This is a genomic window from Alloyangia pacifica, from assembly GCF_900116195.1.
Classification (GTDB): Bacteria; Pseudomonadota; Alphaproteobacteria; order Rhodobacterales; family Rhodobacteraceae; genus Salipiger; species Salipiger pacificus.
On the sequence record NZ_FOZW01000012.1, the window covers coordinates 56,826 to 75,453 of the forward strand.

Consider the following 18,628-nt stretch of genomic DNA (forward strand, 5'->3'; position numbering starts at 1 on the left):
GGCGGCCCTCAGAGGTTTTCGAGCGTGCTCAGCAGTTCGGCCTCGGAGATCGGTTTCGACAGTCGCGGCACGCCGGTGCGCACCTCGCCATCGTAGCCCGAGATGATCACCACCGGCACGCCCTTGGCGAGCAGGTGGTCGAGCAGGCGCGTGGATTTCTCGCCGCCGAGGTTCTCGTCGAGAAGCGCGAGATCGGGCAGGGCCGCTTCGGTGCCGGCGAGCGCCGCCGAGACCGAGCCGAACTGGCCGAAGATCGCGTAGCCGGCATGCTCCATCATGCCCACAAGATCGAGCGCGATGATCGGCTCGTCCTCGACGATCATCACCGAGCGGCGCTCGGTTTCCTCGGCAGGATGTGCCGGGGTCTCAGGGTGCGCGCCCGATTGCGTTGCCCAATCGCCGCGGCGCAGGACGATGCGGTAGCGCAGGTGATTGGCGCCGATATCACGCTCTATGCTGCCGCCGAAATGGTCCTGCGTGATCCGCGCCAGCAGTTGCGTGCCAAAGCCGTGGCCGGCCTCCGGGATATCCGGGCGTCCGCCTGCGGGGAAGCTTTCGTCCCAGAGGAGCGAAAGCGCGCCGTCGGGCGACAGGCTCCAGTGCAGGCGCAGCGCGCCTTCGCTCTCGCGCAGCGCGCCGTGCTTCACCGCGTTGGTGGTCAGCTCGTGCATCAGCATGGCGGCCATCTGCGCGTCGTTGGGCTCGAGCCGGATGCAGGGGCCCTCCAGGGTGACCCTTTCCTGAATGCTGCCGCCGTAGGGGGAAAACTCTTCGTCGATCACCTCGCGAAAGGTCACATCCACCCATTTCTTGCGCGACAGCAAGCCATGGGTGCGTGACAGCGAGGTGATCCGCTCGTCGAGCTTCTCGCGGAACTCGGCGACCGTGTCGGCCTTGATCAGCCGCGAGGTCGAGCGCAGGATCGCCAGCATGTTGCGGGCGCGGTGGTCGATCTCCTGCGCCATCACCGCTTCGCGGGCGTGGGTTTTCTCTCGGGCCATCCATCCCATGACGAGGTCGAGCACCCGCTCCACCAGCGACATGTCGAGCATGCTTTGGGCGCGGGGTCGGCACCAGTGCAGGTAGAAGGCATGCTCCAGCCGTCCGCCCTCGATCCAGGGCACGAAGATCGCGTTCGAGATGCGCCGGGCCTCAAGGTAGGCGCGGCTCTGCGGGTCGAGGTCGGTGGCGCGGCGGGTCAGGAACAGGTCCTTGCCGTCGCGCAGCATTGCCTCCGCCTCGGCGCTGATCCACGGCAGGTCCTGCGCGGAGAGCGCCGGTGCCTGTGGTGCACGCCATTCGCTGTGACCGGTGAACGGCACGCCCGGCCCGGCCGGAACTGCAAGTCCGGCCCCGGCGGCGGACAGATGCACGCCAAGCCGCTCGATCGCGATGCGCAGGCCATCCTGCGCCGACCCCGCACCGCGCAGTGCCTCGTTCAACTTGACCAGGAACTCGGCGTTGCGGCGCTGGATGACGTTGCCGGTGGTCTCGCTGCCGGTGTTCCAGACGCCGACGATGTTGCCCTGCTCGCCGCGCAGCGGGGTGAAGCTGTAGCTCCAGTAGGTTTCCTCCTCGAAGCCATAGCGCTGCATCGGCAGCATGTGGTCCTGCAGGAACAGGCCCTTGCCGCTACGGATCACCTCGGAGAACTGCGGCTCGATGATCGACCAGATGTCGCTCCAGACCTCCTTGGCGGGCGCTCCGAGCGCCGCCGGATGGCGCGGGCCGGGAATAGGCGCCCAGGCGTCGTTGTAGAGCAGGCGCAGGTCCGATCCCCAGTAGATCGCCGTCGGGAAGGCCGAGTTCAGGCAGATGGCCAGCGCCGAACGCAGCGATTGCGGCCAGTCGTCGGAGGGTCCGAAGGGGTGCGCGCTCCAATCCCTTTCGCGGATCAGGGTGGCCATCTCGCCGTCACCGGCAAGAAAATCCATGGGCCCATAGGTCGGGCTCTGTTGACGAAGCATGCGCGCCTTCCAGCAAGAGGATAAGCGGGGAGGATAGCACTGAATGTCGCCTTGGCGACTAGGCGAAAGTGTAGTTCTCAAAATATCTTAAAGTTGTTTGCAGTTTTGCAGCCGTGGCTCCGCGGAAGGCCGTGCCGGTTGTGAACGACAGTTGCGCTGCCGGGCGGGATTCCAGGCGACGCAGAGACGCCGGGCGGCCCGCTTCGGGGCGGGTCCGAGGCGGCGCAAAAAGTTCATGTGCGCGTGGACGATCCCTGTCGGGCCGGCAAGGGCGGGGCCCCCGCGGCGGCGGTACGTCGCTATTGCGCGGGCAGCGGGTCGGTCTCGGTGCGGCACCTGTCGGGCTGTCCCGAGAGTTTCCAGACCATCCCGCCGATCAGCCCGCCAAGCACTGCCGGAACCAGCCAGGCGAAACCCGCGGAGGCGAGGGGGATCGCGTCGTGCATCGCCTGCAGCGAGGCGGGCAGCGCAACGCCGAACTTGCCCGCGAGGCTTGCAGCCAGATCGTAGACGCCCATCAGGATCGCCACGAGTGTCGCGCCCTTCCAGACCCCATCGTTCAGCCAGCGGCGCGGCAGCAGCCCGAGGATCACGATGGCAATGCCCACCGGGTAGAGCAGCAGGAAGATCGGCTCGGCCAGCGCCACGATGTAATCAACGCCGCCGAAGGCCTGCACCAGCGAGGTGAGCGAGACCGCAAGCACACCGGCACGGTAGCTCACCCGGCCGCGCGTCCATTTCTGGATGTATTCGCCCAGCACCGCAGTCGCGCCGACCGCCGTGGTCAGGCAGGCCAGCAGCACCGCCACCGCCAGCGTGTTCGCCCCGATGCCGCCCGCCAGCTTGCCGACCAGCGCGGTCAGCAACCCGGCCTGCGGAACATCCGAACTGAGCACACCGCTGCCGGTGGCGCCGAGGAACTCCAGCCCGCCGTAGACGAAGAACAGGCCGAGAAAGGTCACCAGCGCCATGCCCCAGAGCGCCGCGGTATAGCGCGGGCCGGGGGTGTAGCCTCGGTCCCGGAACGCCTCGATGAAGATGATGCCGAACATGATGCCGCCAAAGACATCGCCGGTCTGGTAGCCGGTCAGCAGCCCAAGGCGGAAGGGCGCGGCCGCGCCGGTGTCGGCGGGCACCCCGAGCGGCGCGACGATAGACCAGATCACGATGATCCCAAGCAGGCCCAGCAGCAGCGGCGTCAGCACCCGACCGATGCGGTCGATGACCCGCGAGCGGTCGAGCGCGGAATAGGTCGAGACCACGAAGAACAGCGGCACGAAGAGCCAGATGCCGACCTCGGGGTCGAGCGCCGGGGCGAGGGTGCGAAAGCCGGTCTCGAAGGCGACGCTGGCGGTGCGCGGCACGGCGATCAGCCAGGCCAGACCGAGCATGGTGACCCCCAGCAGCGCCGAGCCGAACCAGGGCGCGATCGGGGCGCAGAGCCGCTCGACCGTGCCGCCGCGCAGTCCCAGCGCAACCACCGAAAGCACCGGCAGCAGCATGCCGGTGATCAGCAGGCCGAGCAGTGCCGCGTTCCAACCGGTTCCTGCAAGGAAGCCGATCTGCGGCGGGAAGATCAGGTTGCCCGCGCCGAAGAAGACGGCGAACATCGCCAGCCCCACGATCACGGAATCCCGGATCACCCGGTGTTGTCCGGTCTGCGTCATTGCGACCTCTTTCATTGCTCATTTTTCAGATTGGCACCCGGTGCTGCCTTCCGGCGTGCACCCGAACTGGTCAAGACAAGCGGCCGCTATGGGCCATGAGACGTCTGGCGGGCTACGGCTCGTCCCAGGTTTCATGGGGAGCTTTCGCCTGCGCTCTGGGCCGCGACTTTGTCGGGGCCGGACGGGTCCGTGCGCATATAAAGAAGGCGGCCCAAGAAATGAACCCCGGTCAACTTCCGGGTGGATGTGACCTAACGTCTCTCCGGCGCGCCGCCTGAGTGGCTTCGAAGGCGTCACAAGCTGCCCTTACCGGTCACCAAGCGGGCTTGCCAGCGGCCCCCGGATGCAGGCATATTAAGTCTATACAAAACGCGCGAGGGATCATGACTCAACAGGTTTTTGCCGAAACGGCGCTGCTGCCCACCGGATGGGCGCGTGACGTGGTGATCGGCGTCGGTCCGGACGGCACGATCACCGGCGTGCAGCCGGGCGCGGCCCGTGCACCCGGGATGCCGCTGGTCGAGATCATGGTGCCCGCGCTGACCAACCTGCACTCGCACGCATTCCAGCGGGCCATGGCGGGACTGGCCGAGGTGGCGGGACCCAGTGCCGACAGCTTCTGGACCTGGCGCGACCGCATGTACCGCTGTGTCGGCAGCATGACCCCAGACGACATCGAGACCGTCGCGCTCTACCTGCAGATCGAGCTGCTGAAGGGCGGCTTCGGACACCTGGTGGAGTTCCACTACCAGCACCACAGTGGCACCGGCGCACCCTATGCCAACCCTGCGGAGACCTCGCTGCGGCAGTTCGAGGCGGCGCGGCAGAGCGGGATCGGCCTGACCCACCTGCCGGTGTTCTATGCGCAGTCAGATTTTGGCGGCGTGCCGCCGGTGGCGGGCCAGAGGCCCTTCTTGCACGACGTCGATGGCTACCTGCGGCTGATGGAGACGGTGCGCGCCCGCGCCGCCGAGGACGGGCAGCTCGCAGGCTGCGCCATCCATTCGCTGCGTGCCGCGACGCCCGAGCAGATGCGCGCCGTGCTCGCCGAGCTGCCGCAGGAGGCGCCGATCCATATCCACGTCGCCGAGCAGATGCGCGAGGTCGAGGCCTCGATCGCCTGGTCGGGCCGTCGTCCGGTCGAATGGCTGCTGGACGAGATGCCGGTGGACGCGCGCTGGTGCCTCATTCACGCGACCCACCTGACCGCGACCGAGGTCTCCCGCATGGCGCAGAGCGGTGCGGTGGCGGGCCTCTGCCCGGCGACCGAGGCCAATCTCGGCGACGGCATCTTCGAGGCGCGTGACTTCCTCGCGCAAGGCGGGCGCTTCGGCGTCGGCACCGACAGCCACGTGGCGACCTCGGTGGCCGAGGAACTGCGCCTGCTCGAATACAGCCAGCGCCTGCGCGACCGAGCGCGCAACTGTCTTGCAGCGGGCCAGGGCAGCTCGACGGGTCGCCGGCTGCTCGATGGGGCGCTGGAGGGGGGACATCAGGCCGCGGGCATCGCCAAGGCGGGGATTCAGGTCGGAGCCCCGGCAAGCTGGCTGGCGCTGGACGCGGAAAACCCCTTCCTGGCCACGGCGGGCGACGACGCGCTGATCGACCGCTGGATCTTCGCCATGGGCGACACCGCCATCCGCGATGTGACGGTGCGCGGCAAGACGGTGATCGAGAATGGTCGCCACGCGCTCGACGAGGAAATTGCGCCGCGCTTTGCCGAGGTTCTGCGGAAGATCCAATCATGAGTCTTTTTGCGCAGGTCTATCGCCGGGCGGGTCGCCGCTTTGCGCCGTGGAAGAACGGCGGCGGCGAGACGGCGGAAATCCTCTGCGTGCCGGAGGGCGCCGGTTTCGACGCCTTCGATTGGCGCATCAGCACCGCCAAGGTTGCACAGTCGGGGCCGTTCTCGAGCTTTCCCGGCGTGCAGCGCAACCTGACGGTGATCGAGGGCGGTCCGATGGTGCTGGGCTTTCCCGATGGCACGCAGCAGGAGCTGGGTCCGCTGGATCCGCCCTTCGCCTTCAGTGGTGAGGTTGCCTGCGACTGCGAGCTGCTGGGACCGGAGCTTCTGGATCTCAACGTCATGGTGCGCGCGCCTTACCGGACAGGGGTCTTCCGAGGCGCGCCACGGGCCGGGAGCGGAAACGGCGTGACCGCGCTGGTCTTTGCCCTCGCGGACCTGCCGGAGATCGGCCTTGAACGACATGACGTCGCGGTTCTGCGGGAGGACGCAGAGTTCACCATACTGGCACCGCATGCGGCGCAGCTGATCACCGTCGAGGTGAGCGCGGGCTAGAGCCGTCGCGTCAGGCCGCCAGTCTTGCGCGCAGCCGCTCGACCATCAGCTTGGTGGCCGGGTGGCGCTCCCAGTTCGGGCGCAGGGCGATCTGGAAGCGCGCCTTGTAGGAAAAGAGGTCGGGCCGGATCGCCCGCAGCCGCACGGTGTGCGACAGGTTTTCCGCCATATGGTCGGGCAGGTAGCCGAGGTAGCGCGCCGAGAGGATCAGATGAGCCTCGGCCTCCATGTCGACCACCGTGGCATGTGGTGCGCTGATTGCGAAGATGCGGGTGTCGCGCGAGCCCCAGTAGCCGCGCGAGATGATACGGTGATCGCGGATGGTCTCGATGCCGATCTCGGCGTCGGACACGTCGAAAAGCGGATGCCCTTCGGCGCAATAGAAGTTGTGCTGCTCGTCGTAGAGGTCGATGTAGTCGAGCCCCAGCGCCACCTTCGGAAAGCTGCCCACCACCATGTCGACGCGGCGCGCGAGCACCTCGCTCAGCAACTCCGAGGGGTTCAGCGTGACCAGCTTGAGATGCACCTCGGGCGCGCGGTCGGCGAAATCGGCGATCGCCCCCGAGACGCCGTTGTTGGGGTAGGAGATCATGTTGTCCACCAGCCCGAGCGTGAAGTTGCGCGGCATGCGAGAGCCGAGCGCCATGGTGCGCTGGCCGAATTGGTCGAGCGCCGAGACAAGGCGCTCGCATTCCTGGTAGAACTGCTCGCCCGCCTCGGTGAGGGCAAAGCCGGTGCGGCCTCGGCGGCAGAGCCGCACGCCGAAGCGCTTTTCCAGCGAGGAGATCTTCTCGGAGACGGTCGAGAGGGCAAGGTTCAGCTCACCTTGCGCGGCGGTCATGCCGCCGGCTTCGACCACGGTCATGAAGATCCGGATCAGCCGGATGTCGATGCTCTCGACGGAGAAGTTGACGCGCCGCCCGAGCGCGGCATTCGGGGTCTCGCGTTTCACCATGGATCCGGCCTTGGATTGGGTCGGGCGATTTTGGCGCTTTCGACTGGAAAGGCCAAGGGGTGACGGGCCGGCACTCCCGGCCCGTCGTAGCGGTCAGAGCGCCGCGTCCTCGTGGGTGATCCGCCCGTCGCAGACGGTCAGCAGGGCGCGGACTTCGGCCATCTCTTCAGCCGCGGTCGCGGACAGGTCGCGGTCGAGCAGCACCACGTCGGCCAAGTACCCTTCGCGCAGCATGCCCTTGCTGCCTTCGGCGAACTCGGCGTAGGCGGCAGTGGTCGTGTAGGCCTGAAGAGCCTCATCCAGCGTCTGGCGGTTGTCGGGCTGGCTTTCGTGCCAGGGCTGCCGGGTCATCGCCGAGTGGATCGAGGCCCAGGGATCGACCGAGGACACCGGCCAGTCCGACGAGAGGATCAGCGGAATGCCCTCGTCGCGCATGCGCCGCCAGGCATAGGCCCGGGGCCAGTTCGCCTTGCCGATACGGGTGATCGTCGGCTCGAAGGGCAGGCCGCATTGCCCCGGCGGGTGCGGCGGCTGCATCGAGGCGGTGACGCCGAGCTCCTTCAACCGGGCGAAATCCTCCTCGCGCACCACCTCGAGGTGTTCGATGCGGTGGCGGCTGTCGCGCGCGCCGTTCTGCGCGCGGGCCTCGGCGAAGGCATCGAGCACGATCTGCGTCGCGCGGTCGCCGATGGAATGCACGGCGATCTGCAGGCCCCGGGCGTCGGCCTGCGCGCAGACGGACTTGAAGAACTCGGGCTCGAAGCGCGGCGCGCCGGACCAGTCGGGGCGGCCCTCGTAGGGCGCGCTCATCACCGCGGTGTAGCTGTCGAGCACGCCGTCGATGAAGAACTTCACCGCGCCGGAGGTCAGCATGGGCGTGTCGCAGGCATCGCGCATCTCCTCGGCCCGGTCGAGCGCCTCCTCGACGCGGCCCGAGATGTATCGGGCAGGGACCCGGCCCCGGCAGAGCAGGCGGCCTTCGCGCTCAAGCTCGGCCAGCAGCTCGAGCGTGTAGCGGTTGCCGTCCATGTTCTGGAAACTGGTGATGCCGTAGGAGGCGAGGTGCCGCAGCCCGCGCTCCAGCACGTCTTTGTCGGCGGCGCGTTCTTCGGGCGAGGGCGGGGTCGCAGGGTCGAGGCCCGAGACCATGCCCAGCTTGTCGCGCCCGCCGCTGGCGGTCAGCTCGTAGATCGGGCCAAAGGCCTCGGCCTCCTGCAACTCGCCGGTGGCGAGACCGTCGTCGCCCATGACCACCGCGTTGCCCGCCGAGAGCGCGCGCCCGTGCAGCAGCCCGGCCTTGTCGAGCGCGGCGGTGTTGGCCCAGACCGTGTGGTGGTCGGGGGACATGAGGGCCAGCGGGCGATCCGGCAGGATTTCATCGAGGACATGGCGGTCGAGGCTGCGACCTTCGCCGAGGATTGTGTAATCGGCACTGCCGCAGAGCACGATGGGCAGGTCCGGTTTCTCGGCGGCATAGGTGTGGATCAGCCCCTTGATGGTCTCGAAGCCGGACTGCTCGAAGAGCGAGAGCTGCGAGAGCTCCACCGCGCCGACGAAAAGGTGGATGTGGCTCTCGTTGAGGCCGGGCATCACCGTACGGCCCTTGGCGTCTATCAGCTTGGTGGAGGGGCCCTTCAGGGCCAGGACCTCATCATCCGTCCCGACGGACACGATCTTTCCGCCCTCGATCGCCAGAGCCGTCGCGCTGGGACGCGCGGGGTCCATGGTGATCAGGGCGGCGTTGAACAGGATGGTGTCGGCTGTCGGGGTCATGAAGTCTCTCCTCCGGTCTTTGGCGTCGCGATCAGGCGGCGACGAAGTAGAACTTGCGCAGCGTCTCGGTGACTTCGAAGGTGCCGGTGAAGCCCTTCTCCATCAGGTAGGTGTCGCCCGGGCCGAAGCTCTGCGCCTCGCCGCCCGCGGGGGTGATGACGACGCGGCCCGAGATCACATGGGCCATCTCGTGGAACGGGTAGTTGTCGAAGCTCTCGGCGTAGGGCGTGGCTTCCCAGATGCCGCCGGTCGTCTCGCCGTCCGACAGTTCAATGGCGCCGCGCTCGACGGGTTGGGCCGAGCCGGGCAGCAGTGCTTCGGCGGGCACAACGGCGCAGGGCTCGAGGCCCTTGCTGCCCTCGGGGACAAGGCGGATGAGTTTGGTCATAGCGGTGGTCCTTTGAGGTCCGGCTTACGCCGGGGTGGTGATGTGCTTGAGCGCGGCGTAGCCCTGCAGCCCGCCGAAACCGAGCTCGCGGCCTATGCCGCTGGCCTTGAAGCCGCCCCAGGAAGTCTCGGGGAAGATGATCTGCATGGTGTTCACCCAGACGTGGCCCGCGTCGATGCGGTCCGCCACGGCATTGGCACGGACCGGATCGCCGCCCACCACGGTCGCCGCCAGCCCGTAATCGGTGGCATTGGCGAGCGCGATGGCGGCCTCGTCGCCCTTGACGCGGCGGACCGAAAGTACCGGGCCGAAGATCTCCTCGCGCCACAGCGCGCTGGTCTCGGGCACGTCGAGATAGACCGTGGGCTCGATGAAGAAGCCCGGGCCCATCGCACCGGTCCCGCCGCAGAGGCAGTCGAGCCCCTCGGAGCGCGCGGTGAGCAGGTAGCCCAGCACCTTGTCGCGCTGCGCCATGGTGGTGAGCGGGCCCATGTCAATTGCGCCGCGCGGATCGCCGACGGCCATCTTGCGGATGCGCGTGCGCAGGGCGGCGATGAGATCGTCGGCCACGGCCTCGTCGACGATCAGCCGTGAGGTGGCCGAGCAGATTTGCCCCGCGTTGAAGAAGACCCCGCCGCAGACCAGTTCTGCCGCCGCGTCGATGTCGGCATCCGACAGGACGACGATGGGAGACTTGCCGCCCAGTTCCAGCGAGACCGGCAGCAGGCGCTTCGCCGCTGCACCCATGATCCGGGTGCCGGTGGCGTTGGAGCCGGTGAACGAGACCTTGCGGATCTGCGGCGCGTCCAGCATCGCGGCACCGATGGCACCTTCGCCGGGCAGGATCGACAGCACGCCCTCGGGCAGGCCGATCTCCTGCGCGATCTCGCCGTAGGCGAGTTCGGCGAGCGTGGTGAACTCGGACGGTTTCAGCAGCGCGGTGCAGCCCGCGGCCAGTGCCGGGGCGAGTTTCCAGGCGGTGGTGACCAGCGGGAAGTTCCACGGCACGATCAGCGCGGCGGGGCCATAGGGTTCGAGCACCTGCCGCCCGCTGAAGCCGTCATCGGGCAGCACCACGCGGCCCCGGTCGAGGGCGCCGCCCTCGACCAGGTCGGCGTAGTAGCGGAAGCAGGCGACGGCATCGCCGAGGTCGATCTCGGCCTCCATGCGCGGTTTGCCGTTGTTGCGCATCTGGAGAGCGATGAGCGCCTCCTGCCGCGCCTCCAGCCCCGAGGCGAAGCCGCGCAGGAAGCGCGCGCGCTCGGAAACAGGCAGGCGGCGCCACGTACCGAAGGCTCTTTCGGCGCTCTCGGCAGCGGTTGTCACATCGTCGGGCGTCGCGGTGGCGAAGCGGGCGAAAGCCTCGCCCGTCGCCGGGTTTACCGCCTCGCGCGGTGCGCCCTTGCCGGGGTGGAACCGGCCGTTGAGGAAGACGGCATCGGTGCGGGTCTCGATCATCTCGGCAACGCTCACAGCGGGAAACCCATTGCATGCACCATCTTCACCCAGGCGCGGCGCCAGCCGCCCTTGTCGTCCACCTCGTCGAGGGCGCGCATGGTGATCGCGGCGCCCGGCCAGCGGAACGGCTCGCGCGGGATCGGGCGGGGCAGGGAGTTGGCAAGGCCGAGGTCCAGCTCGGGCACGCCGGTGTCATCCAGCATCTCGATCCCCAGCCGCGCGCCGAAACGCGAGGCGGTGACGCCGAAGCCTGAGTAGCCGCCCGCGTAGACGCCCTTGCCGCCGTAATAGGGCTGGAAGTGCACCGCGAGCCGGGTGGTCAGGTCGATCGGGCCGGACCAGGCGTGCGAGAACTTCACGTCCTCGAGCTGCGGGAAAGTCTTGAAGAAGTAACCGGCGAGCCGGTCGTAGACCTCGATCTTGCGATCGCCCTCGGGGTCGGTCTTGTCGCCGTAGTAGTAGCCGATGCGTCCGCCGTAGACGATGCGGTTGTCCTTCGTGAGACGCATGTAGTTGAGCTGCGTACGGGTGTCGTAGATGCCCTGCCGGTGGGTCCAGCCGATGCGCGAAAGCTGTTCGTCGCTGAGCGGCTCGGTGGCGATCACCCGGTCGCGCATGGCGACGACGTAGTTCTTGATCTTCTTGTGCCCGGCGCACCAGGCGTTGGTGGCAAAGAGCACCTTCGGCGCGGTGATCACCCCGTCATGGGTGCGGATGCGCAGCTTCGAGCCGAGGTCCTCGACCTCTTCCATCGGCGTGTGCTCGTAGATCGTGACGCCCAGCGACAGCGCGGCGGCCTTGAGGCCCCAGGCCAGTTTGGCGGGCTGCACGGTGCCGGTGCGCTCCTTCGACCAGATGCCCGCCTCAAAGAGCGGCGAGGCGACCTCGGCCTGCACCTGCGCCTTGTCGAGCCAAGCGACGTCATGGCCGTGACCCATGTGCAACTGGTGCTCGCGGCGCAGCTCGGGCAGGTCGTCCTTGCGCACGGCGACGGTCATCTCGCCGCCCCACTCGAGGTCGGCGTCGATGCCGAAGCTCTCGATGGTCTCGCGCCAGCTGTCGAGGTTGTCGATGCCGAGTTTTTCCAGCATCTCGATGTCCTTGGGGAACACCCGCTCGGCGTTGACCAGCCCGTGCATGACCGAGGTCGAGACGATGCCGCCGGGGCGGCCCGAGGCGCCATGCGCCACCTTGCCGGCCTCGATGATCACCACCTCGCGCTGCGGGTCCCGCTGCTTGGCGATGATCGCCGCCCAGAGGCCGGTGAAGCCGCCGCCGACGATCAAGAGGTCGGCTTCGCGCGCGCCCACGAGATGCGGGCAGGTTTCCGGCGCGGCGGGGTTGTCGAGCCACAGCGGGTAGAGCGTGGCGTGGGCGAGTGCCTTTTGGGTCAGGGTCATTTGCTTCTGGCTCCAAGCAGTTTCGGCAGGTCGCTGAAGGCCGCGACGAGGGAGAAGATCAGCACGGTGCTGGCCACGAACACCACCGAGGCGGCGGCCATGACCGGCGTGTAGCCGTAGCGCAGGGCGTTGAAGATCTTCATCGGCAGGGTTTCAAACACCGCGCCCACGGTCATTACCGCGATGATGTACTCGTTGAGCGAGATCACGAAGACGAAGCAGAAGCCGGAGATCACGTAGGGGCGGATCATCGGCAGCACCACGGTGCGCAGCACGGTCGTCTCAGAGGCGCCCATCGAGCGCGAGGCTTCGACGAGGCTTGTGTCGATGTCCTCGAAGCCGAGCGAGAGCGAGACCAGCGGCAGGGTGACGAGAAAGATCGCATGCGCCACGACCACGGTCCAGAACTCGCCGTAGTAGCCGAGGATGATGAAGAAGGTCAGGAAGCCCATCGCGGTGATCACCGGCGGCAGCAGGAAGGGCATGGCGCCGAGGCCTGCCACCAGCTTGCCGAAGCCGGTGCGGTAGCGCCAGTTGAACCAGGCCACCGGGAAGGCGATCAGCACCGCCAGCAGAGAGGCGCAGATCGCGATGGTCAGCGAGGTCATCAGCGGCTCGCGCCATTCGGCGTCGAGGAAGAGATCGCCGTACCAGCCGAGATTGAACCCCTCGGGCGGGAAGGTCAGCGACTTGCGCTCGTTGACCGAGACCCCGGCGATCACCACGAAGGGGGCGATGGTGACGATGCCGACGATCCAGAAGAAGAGGGTGGAGAGGATCTTGCCGAGTTTCATGCCTTGGCGCCTTTCCGGTTGATCAGGGTGACCAGCAGCACCAGCAGGATGGTCACGGTCATCAGGAAGATCGACAGCGCCGCGGCGAAGGGCATGTTGGACTGCAACAGCGCCTGGTCCGAGATCACCACCGAGAGCGTCCAGTTGGTCGGCCGCCCGAGGATCTGCGGCAGCAGGTAGGAGCCCAGCGTGAAGACGAAGATCATCACGAAGCTGACGACGATGGGCGTGCGGTGCATCGGCACGATCACGTTGAAAAAGGCCCGCAGCGGCGAGGCGCCCAAGGTGCGCGAGGCCTGCTCGATGTCGGGCTCGATGCGGCTCAGGATCGGGTAGAGCAGCAGCACGGCGTAGGGCATGGCGATGTAGGTGACACCGGCCAGCACCGCGCCGAGCGAGGGGGCGTAGCTCTGCGCTTTCTCGGTCAGGCCGAGCGCTTCGAACAGAACGCCGATCCCGGCGGTGCGCGACAGCAGCGTCGACCAGGCGAAACCGATGATCGCCTCCGACAGCGACAGCACCGAGAGCATGACGATCAGCCAGAACACCTGCGTGCCGCGGCGCGCGTTGACCAGCAGGTAGGTGAAGGGAAAGCCGATCACGATGGCGAAGAGCGCGACGAGGAAGGCGACCTCGAAGGAGGTGCCGAGCACGCTGAGGAAGAAGGGCGAGACCAGCCGCGCGTAGTTCTCGAGCGTGAAGACCTCCTCGTAGGCACCGCCGCCGAGATTGTGGAAGAAGGACATGCCGACCATCGAGCCGAATGGCACGATGTAGAAGGCGATGAGCGCGAAGGCCGGCAGCAGGATGGGCAGGTAGCCCAGCGGGGTGCGGGGACGGGACTGGATCATGGCTCAGCCCAGAACGACCACAGCCGCGGGATCGACCGACAGATGCGCCGTGTCACCGACCTCGAGCGGGCAATGGGTGCGGCCCGGCAGGCTGACGGTCAGGTCCTTTTCATCGGCGTTGCCGGTGTCGACGCTGATCTCGGTGGTGGCGCCGAGGTGACGCACGAAGGTCACCGTGCCGGTCAGGGTATCGGGTCCGGCCTGCGGGGCCAGCGCGATGTCCTCGGGGCGGATCGACAGGGTGGCATTGCCGGGTTTCGCCCCCGGCAGGGTCAGCGCGCCGCCCGGCCCCTCGAAGCGGCCGCCGTCGATGCGGCCCTGGATGAGGTTGGTGATACCGATGAAATCCGCGACGAAGGCATTGGCGGGGTTGCGGTAGATCTCGATCGGCGGGGCGACCTGCTGGATCTTGCCCTCGGACATCACCACCACGAGATCGGCGGTGGTCATCGCCTCGCGCTGGTCGTGCGTCACCAGCAGCGAGGTCACGCCAAGGCTGCGCTGCAGGCGCTTCACCTCGACCTGCATGGTCTCGCGCAGCTTGGCGTCGAGCGCCGACATCGGCTCGTCGAGCAGGAAGAGCTTGGGTTGCATGATCAGCGCGCGGGCGATGGCGACGCGCTGGCGCTGGCCGCCGGAAAGCTGGGTGATGGCGCGGTCGGCCTTGCCGGGCAGGTGCACCAGCTCGAGCAGCCGCTCGACCTCGGCGCGGCGCTTCTCCTTGGGCACGCCGCGGATGGCGAGCGGGTAGGCGATATTGTCGCCCACGCTAAGGTGCGGGAAGAGCGCAAGCGACTGGAACACCATGCCGAAATCGCGCTTGTGCGCAGGTTTCGAGGTGATGTCCGCGCCGTCAAGGACGATCCGCCCGGCGCTGGGATCCTCCAGCCCCGCGACGATGCGCAGAAGGCTGGTCTTGCCGCAGCCCGAGGGGCCAAGCAGACAGACGAACTGGCCGTTGTCCACGGTGAGCGAGATGTCCCCGAGCGCCTGGACGTTCCCGTAAAACTTGTCGACGTTTTCGACGATGAGACCTGACATGCGTGCGTCTTCCCTGCGGCCGGGCGCAAGCGCCCCCGGCCGTCTCCTGTTTGGTTGAAATTTGGTGAGGCGATCAGGCCTGGAGCATCTCGGCCCAGATCTGGTTCAGCCAGTCGGTGCGTTCGAAGTGCAGGTCGTAGCGCGGGATCACCGGCTCGATGTCAGAGGACACGGCGGCGAATTCCTCATCGGTGAGATCCATGCTCTCGCGTGCGACGTTCGGCGCGGTGCCGAGGTTGCGCGCCAGCATCGCCTGAACCGACGGCTGCGACATGTAGTCGATGAAGATTTGCGCCTCGTCGATCTTGTCCGACACGCGCGCCACGCCCCAGTTGCCGCTCTCGCGCAGGCCGCCCTCTTTCGGGAAGTTCGAACGCACCGGGAAGCCGTCGGCGGCGGCAAGGCCGGTGACGTCATGGTAGTATTGTCCGATCGGGATCTCGCCCGACTTCAGCGCCTGCTCGAACTGCGCCTCGTCGCGGTACCACAGGCGCGTGTTGGGCTTCAGCTCGGCGACCTTGGCCAGCACTTCGCGGATGGTCTCTTCGCTCGACAGGTAGTCGGTGCCGCCGAAGAAGGTCTTGGCGGTGATTTCCAGCAGGTAGGAGTTCGACACCAGCGCGAGCAGGCCGAGGCTGTCCTCGTATTTCGGCTCCCAGAGCTCCGCCCAGCTCTCGATCGGTTCGGGGAAGACATCGGTGTTGGTGGCCACGGTCACGTACCAGGACACCGCGCCGACCGCTGCGAGGCCGCCATCGTCGTAGCGATTGATCAGCGTCGGCAGAATGTTCGAGACGTTGGGCATCGCCGCCTCGTCGAGCGGGGCCCAGAGGCCGGTGCGCATGCCGCGCATGATGCTGACGGTGGCCATCATCGACACGTCCGCCGGCGCGCGCTTGGCGCGGGCTGCCTGCTGTAGCTGGATCAGCCAGGCCTCGCCGGTGGGCACGGCGATGCTTTCGATCTCTATCCCCGTGGCCTTGGTGAATTCGGGGTAGACGAAGCTGTCGAAGCTGTCCTGGAAGTAGCCGCCGTAGACGCCGACCTTCAGCGGCTCGCCACCGGCGCGCAGCACGGCGGGCGCGGCGAGTGCCAGCGGCAGGGCGCTTGCGGTCTTGAGAAGCGTGCGGCGCGAGAGCGCGGAGGATTTCATCATGTCTCGGTCCCTGTTTTCGCGTTTTTGATGAGTTCAGGGCAGAAGACTGCAAGCCCGCTTCCGGAAACATCACGAAAGAACGGATTTCACTTCGGGAAAATCCGAATGAATGGGGTGGTCGGCATGGCATCTCGCGCACTATGAATAAGTATATTTATAACAAATGCTTAAATCGAACCCTCCGCGCCTTCCCCAGCGGAAGGGTGCTTGCCCCCAGCCTGAGTGGCAGGGAGCTGCCGCCAGGCGAGGCCCCATGTACATTTACTTCGGCCTTTCCCGAAACGATTTTCGGAATTTCCTTATTTCCTCGAAGCATGCCAGTGCAGGAGACTGACGGAGAACAGGAATTTCGAGGCTCGAATGTCAGAACTGAACCAACCCCTTGGTGGAAACGTCATGCCGCGTACCGGCGGCCCGGGAACCATGATGCGGCTGCCGTCGCAGCCCACGGCCGAAGGGCTCGATGCCTGCTTCGTCGGGATCCCGATGGACATCGGCACCTCGAACCGTCCCGGCACCCGCCTTGGCCCGCGCCAGATTCGCGACGAGAGCCGGATGATCCGCCCCTACAACATGGCGACCCGCGCCGCGCCCTTCGACAGCCTGCAGGTGGCGGACATCGGTGACGTGCCGATCAACCTCTATGACCTTAAGAAGTCGGTCGACATCATCACCGAGCATTACAAGGGCATCCTCGCGCATGGCGCGACGCCGCTGACGCTCGGTGGCGATCACACGCTGACCTGGCCGATCCTGCGCGCGGTGGCGGAAAAGCACGGCCCGGTGGCGCTGATCCATGTGGACGCGCATTCCGACACCAACGAGGAGATGTTCGGCGAGACCGTCGCCCATGGCTGCCCCTTCCGGCGTGCTTTTGAGGACGGGCTGCTGCTCAACGACAAGGTGTTCCAGATCGGGCTGCGCGGCTCGGGCTACGCACCCGAGGACTTCGACTGGGGCCGTGAGAAGGGCTGGACGGTGATCCCGGCCGAGGAGTGCTGGCACAAGTCGCTCGCTCCCTTGATGGAAGATATCCGAGCCAAGATCGGCGATGCGCCGGTCTACCTCAGCTACGACATCGACAGCCTCGATCCGGCCTTCGCGCCCGGCACCGGCACCGTCGAGGTCGGCGGTCTCACGACCATCCAGGGCCTCGAGATCATCCGTGGCTGCGCCGGTCTGAACCTGGTCGGCTGCGATCTCGTAGAGGTTTCGCCACCCTATGATCCCGCCGGCAACACGGCGGTCATCGCGGCGAACTATCTCTTCGAGATGCTCTGCGCGCTGCCGGGCGTGAAGCGCGGCTGAGGGCGGGCCGACCGGCCAAGATTGCTATTCCGGGTAATGTCGAAATGAAAAAAAGGAGGCCTTTCGGCCTCCTTTTGTCGTTTCTGGCTGCCGGCTCAGCTCAACCCGCCGAAGCAGAGGTTCTTGATCTCGAGGTAGTCGTCGCAGCCGTATTTCGAGCCTTCGCGGCCCATGCCCGACTGCTTCACCCCGCCAAAGGGGGCCAGCTCGGTCGAGATCACCCCGGTGTTGATCCCCACCATGCCGGTCTCGAGGGCCTCGCCGACCCGCCAGGCGCGCGCGAGGTCACGGGTGTAGAAGTAGCCGGCGAGGCCGAACTCGCTGTCATTGGCCCAATCGATGGCTTCCTCTTCGCTCTCGAAGCGCACAAGCGGGGCGAGCGGGCCGAAGGTTTCCTCGCGGGCGACCTTCATCTCCTGCGTTACGCCGGTGAGCAGCGTCGGCGCGAAGAAGGTGCGGCCCAGATCGGAGCGGGCACCGCCCTTGATCACGTTGGCACCTTTTGCCACCGCGTCGGCGATGTGGTCCTCGACCTTTGCCAGCGCCGCGGTGTTGATCAGCGGGCCGGTGTTCACCCCTTTCGCAAAGCCGTCGCCCAGCACCAGCTTGTCCAGCGCCGCGCCCAGCTTTTCGGCGAAGGCGTCATAGACCCCCGCCTGCACGTAGATGCGGTTGGCGCAGACGCAGGTCTGGCCGTTGTTGCGGAACTTCGCCAGCATCGCGCCCTCGACCGCCGCATCCAGATCGGCGTCGTCGAAGACGATGAAGGGCGCGTTGCCGCCAAGCTCCAGAGAAAGCTTCTTTACCGTGTCCGCGCCTTGCTTCATCAGCAGCTTGCCGACGCGGGTGGAGCCGGTGAAGGTCAGCTTGGCGACCTTGGTGCTGGCGCACAATTCCTGGCCCATGCCGGCGGCATCAAGGCCGGGCAGCACGTTGAAGACGCCCGCGGGCACACCCGCGCGCTCGGCCAGCACTGCCAGCGCGAGTGCAGAAAGCGGTGTGAACTCCGAGGGTCGCGCCACCATCGTACAGCCCACGGCCAGCGCGGGCGCCATCTTGCGCGCCAGCATGGCATTGGGGAAGTTCCATGGGGTGATCGCGCCCACCACGCCCACCGGCTGCTTGACGATGACCATGCGGGTGCTCGACTGCGCCCCTGGGATCATGTCGCCGTAGACGCGCTTGGCTTCCTCGGCGAACCACTCGACGTAGGAGGCGCCGTAAAGGATCTCACCGCGCGCTTCCGCCCAGGGCTTGCCCATCTCGGCGGTGAGGATGGTGGCGAGGTCGTCGGCGTTTTCCACCAGCAGGTCGAAGAGTTTGCGCAGGACCGCGCCGCGCTCCTTGCCCGACTTTGATGCCCAAGCCTTCTTCGCGGCATGGGCCGCGTCGATTGCGGCGGTCACGTCGGTGGCCGACAGATCCGCCACATGCGCGATGATCTCGCCGGTCGAGGGGTTCTCCACCGGGAAGGTCTTCTCGCCCTCGATCCAGGCGCCGTCCACATAGGCGCGGGTCTCGAACAGGCTCTCGTCCTTGAGAGAGAGCGATGCGATGTTCAGGTCTTTCAT

At 67.0% G+C, this 18,628-nt stretch carries 15 protein-coding genes; 3 read left to right on the top strand and 12 right to left on the bottom strand.

Features of this window, described 5'->3' with window-relative positions; translation table 11 throughout:
* Nucleotides 1–8: 8 nt before the first annotated feature.
* Nucleotides 9–1,967 carry an HWE histidine kinase domain-containing protein gene (locus BM397_RS21835; protein WP_092428500.1) on the bottom strand — a complete coding sequence of 653 codons (1,959 nt, stop codon included), beginning with the start codon at nt 1,965–1,967 and terminating at the stop codon, nt 9–11.
* 299 nt (nt 1,968–2,266) lie between these two features.
* Entirely contained in the window at nt 2,267–3,634 is a 1,368-nt protein-coding gene (gene brnQ, locus BM397_RS21840) for a branched-chain amino acid transport system II carrier protein (protein ID WP_176806784.1), read from the bottom strand.
* Between the two features lie 383 nt (nt 3,635–4,017).
* Here brnQ and hutF point away from each other — a divergent pair, with 383 nt between their 5' ends.
* Nucleotides 4,018–5,382, top strand: coding sequence for a formimidoylglutamate deiminase (hutF, locus tag BM397_RS21845; RefSeq protein ID WP_092428505.1), 1,365 nt, complete (start codon nt 4,018–4,020; stop codon nt 5,380–5,382).
* Entirely contained in the window at nt 5,379–5,933 is a 555-nt protein-coding gene (locus BM397_RS21850) for a HutD/Ves family protein (RefSeq protein ID WP_092428507.1), read from the top strand. Before hutF ends, BM397_RS21850 begins: the two co-directional genes overlap by 4 nt.
* Before the next feature lie 10 nt (nt 5,934–5,943).
* On the opposite strand, the gene BM397_RS21855 is transcribed toward BM397_RS21850, so the two are convergent.
* The 9 genes from BM397_RS21855 to BM397_RS21895 form a co-directional block, all read right to left on the bottom strand.
* On the bottom strand, nt 5,944–6,888 hold the full coding sequence (locus BM397_RS21855; protein ID WP_092428509.1) for a LysR family transcriptional regulator: 945 nt from the start codon (nt 6,886–6,888) through the stop codon (nt 5,944–5,946).
* Between the two features lie 93 nt (nt 6,889–6,981).
* Nucleotides 6,982–8,661, bottom strand: coding sequence for an amidohydrolase (locus BM397_RS21860; RefSeq protein ID WP_092428511.1), 1,680 nt, complete (start codon nt 8,659–8,661; stop codon nt 6,982–6,984).
* A 31-nt stretch (nt 8,662–8,692) separates the two neighbouring features.
* The gene (locus BM397_RS21865; protein WP_092428513.1) at nt 8,693–9,049 is read right to left on the bottom strand and encodes a cupin domain-containing protein; all 357 of its coding nucleotides are present in this window, start codon (nt 9,047–9,049) and stop codon (nt 8,693–8,695) included.
* Nucleotides 9,050–9,073: 24 nt separating this feature from the next.
* On the bottom strand, nt 9,074–10,507 hold the full coding sequence (locus tag BM397_RS21870; protein ID WP_092428515.1) for an aldehyde dehydrogenase family protein: 1,434 nt from the start codon (nt 10,505–10,507) through the stop codon (nt 9,074–9,076).
* An 11-nt stretch (nt 10,508–10,518) separates the two neighbouring features.
* On the bottom strand, nt 10,519–11,907 hold the full coding sequence (locus BM397_RS21875; protein ID WP_092428517.1) for an NAD(P)/FAD-dependent oxidoreductase: 1,389 nt from the start codon (nt 11,905–11,907) through the stop codon (nt 10,519–10,521).
* Nucleotides 11,904–12,701: an ABC transporter permease gene (locus tag BM397_RS21880; RefSeq protein WP_092428519.1), complete on the bottom strand. Its 798-nt coding sequence runs from the start codon at nt 12,699–12,701 to the stop codon at nt 11,904–11,906. Before BM397_RS21880 ends, BM397_RS21875 begins: the two co-directional genes overlap by 4 nt.
* Complete coding sequence (locus BM397_RS21885) at nt 12,698–13,552, bottom strand: ABC transporter permease (protein WP_092428521.1); 855 nt, start codon at nt 13,550–13,552, stop codon at nt 12,698–12,700. The genes BM397_RS21880 and BM397_RS21885 overlap by 4 nt, the downstream gene beginning before the upstream one ends.
* Before the next feature lie 3 nt (nt 13,553–13,555).
* Nucleotides 13,556–14,593: an ABC transporter ATP-binding protein gene (locus BM397_RS21890; RefSeq protein ID WP_092428523.1), complete on the bottom strand. Its 1,038-nt coding sequence runs from the start codon at nt 14,591–14,593 to the stop codon at nt 13,556–13,558.
* Between the two features lie 73 nt (nt 14,594–14,666).
* Entirely contained in the window at nt 14,667–15,749 is a 1,083-nt protein-coding gene (locus BM397_RS21895; protein WP_245696169.1) for an ABC transporter substrate-binding protein, read from the bottom strand.
* Nucleotides 15,750–16,109: 360 nt separating this feature from the next.
* Here BM397_RS21895 and speB point away from each other — a divergent pair, with 360 nt between their 5' ends.
* On the top strand, nt 16,110–17,057 hold the full coding sequence (speB, locus tag BM397_RS21900; RefSeq protein ID WP_092428527.1) for an agmatinase: 948 nt from the start codon (nt 16,110–16,112) through the stop codon (nt 17,055–17,057).
* A gap of 95 nt (nt 17,058–17,152) precedes the next feature.
* On the opposite strand, the gene BM397_RS21905 is transcribed toward speB, so the two are convergent.
* Nucleotides 17,153–18,628, bottom strand: a complete 1,476-nt coding sequence (locus tag BM397_RS21905) for an NAD-dependent succinate-semialdehyde dehydrogenase (protein WP_092428529.1) — start codon at nt 18,626–18,628, stop codon at nt 17,153–17,155.

Excerpts from the sequence above, each read along its gene's own strand:
- brnQ (WP_176806784.1), bottom strand. The coding sequence starts at position 3,634 with ATGACGCAGACCGGACAACACCGGGTGATCCGGGATTCCGTGATCGTG.
- BM397_RS21905 (WP_092428529.1), bottom strand. The coding sequence starts at position 18,628 with ATGAAAGACCTGAACATCGCATCGCTCTCTCTCAAGGACGAGAGCCTG.
- BM397_RS21835 (WP_092428500.1), bottom strand. The coding sequence starts at position 1,967 with ATGCTTCGTCAACAGAGCCCGACCTATGGGCCCATGGATTTTCTTGCC.
- BM397_RS21870 (WP_092428515.1), bottom strand. The coding sequence starts at position 10,507 with ATGATCGAGACCCGCACCGATGCCGTCTTCCTCAACGGCCGGTTCCAC.
- BM397_RS21880 (WP_092428519.1), bottom strand. The coding sequence starts at position 12,701 with ATGAAACTCGGCAAGATCCTCTCCACCCTCTTCTTCTGGATCGTCGGC.
- hutF (WP_092428505.1), top strand. The coding sequence starts at position 4,018 with ATGACTCAACAGGTTTTTGCCGAAACGGCGCTGCTGCCCACCGGATGG.
- BM397_RS21850 (WP_092428507.1), top strand. The coding sequence starts at position 5,379 with ATGAGTCTTTTTGCGCAGGTCTATCGCCGGGCGGGTCGCCGCTTTGCG.
- BM397_RS21885 (WP_092428521.1), bottom strand. The coding sequence starts at position 13,552 with ATGATCCAGTCCCGTCCCCGCACCCCGCTGGGCTACCTGCCCATCCTG.
- speB (WP_092428527.1), top strand. The coding sequence starts at position 16,110 with ATGTCAGAACTGAACCAACCCCTTGGTGGAAACGTCATGCCGCGTACC.
- BM397_RS21865 (WP_092428513.1), bottom strand. The coding sequence starts at position 9,049 with ATGACCAAACTCATCCGCCTTGTCCCCGAGGGCAGCAAGGGCCTCGAG.
- BM397_RS21875 (WP_092428517.1), bottom strand. The coding sequence starts at position 11,907 with ATGACCCTGACCCAAAAGGCACTCGCCCACGCCACGCTCTACCCGCTG.
- BM397_RS21890 (WP_092428523.1), bottom strand. The coding sequence starts at position 14,593 with ATGTCAGGTCTCATCGTCGAAAACGTCGACAAGTTTTACGGGAACGTC.
- BM397_RS21860 (WP_092428511.1), bottom strand. The coding sequence starts at position 8,661 with ATGACCCCGACAGCCGACACCATCCTGTTCAACGCCGCCCTGATCACC.
- BM397_RS21855 (WP_092428509.1), bottom strand. The coding sequence starts at position 6,888 with ATGGTGAAACGCGAGACCCCGAATGCCGCGCTCGGGCGGCGCGTCAAC.
- BM397_RS21895 (WP_245696169.1), bottom strand. The coding sequence starts at position 15,749 with ATGATGAAATCCTCCGCGCTCTCGCGCCGCACGCTTCTCAAGACCGCA.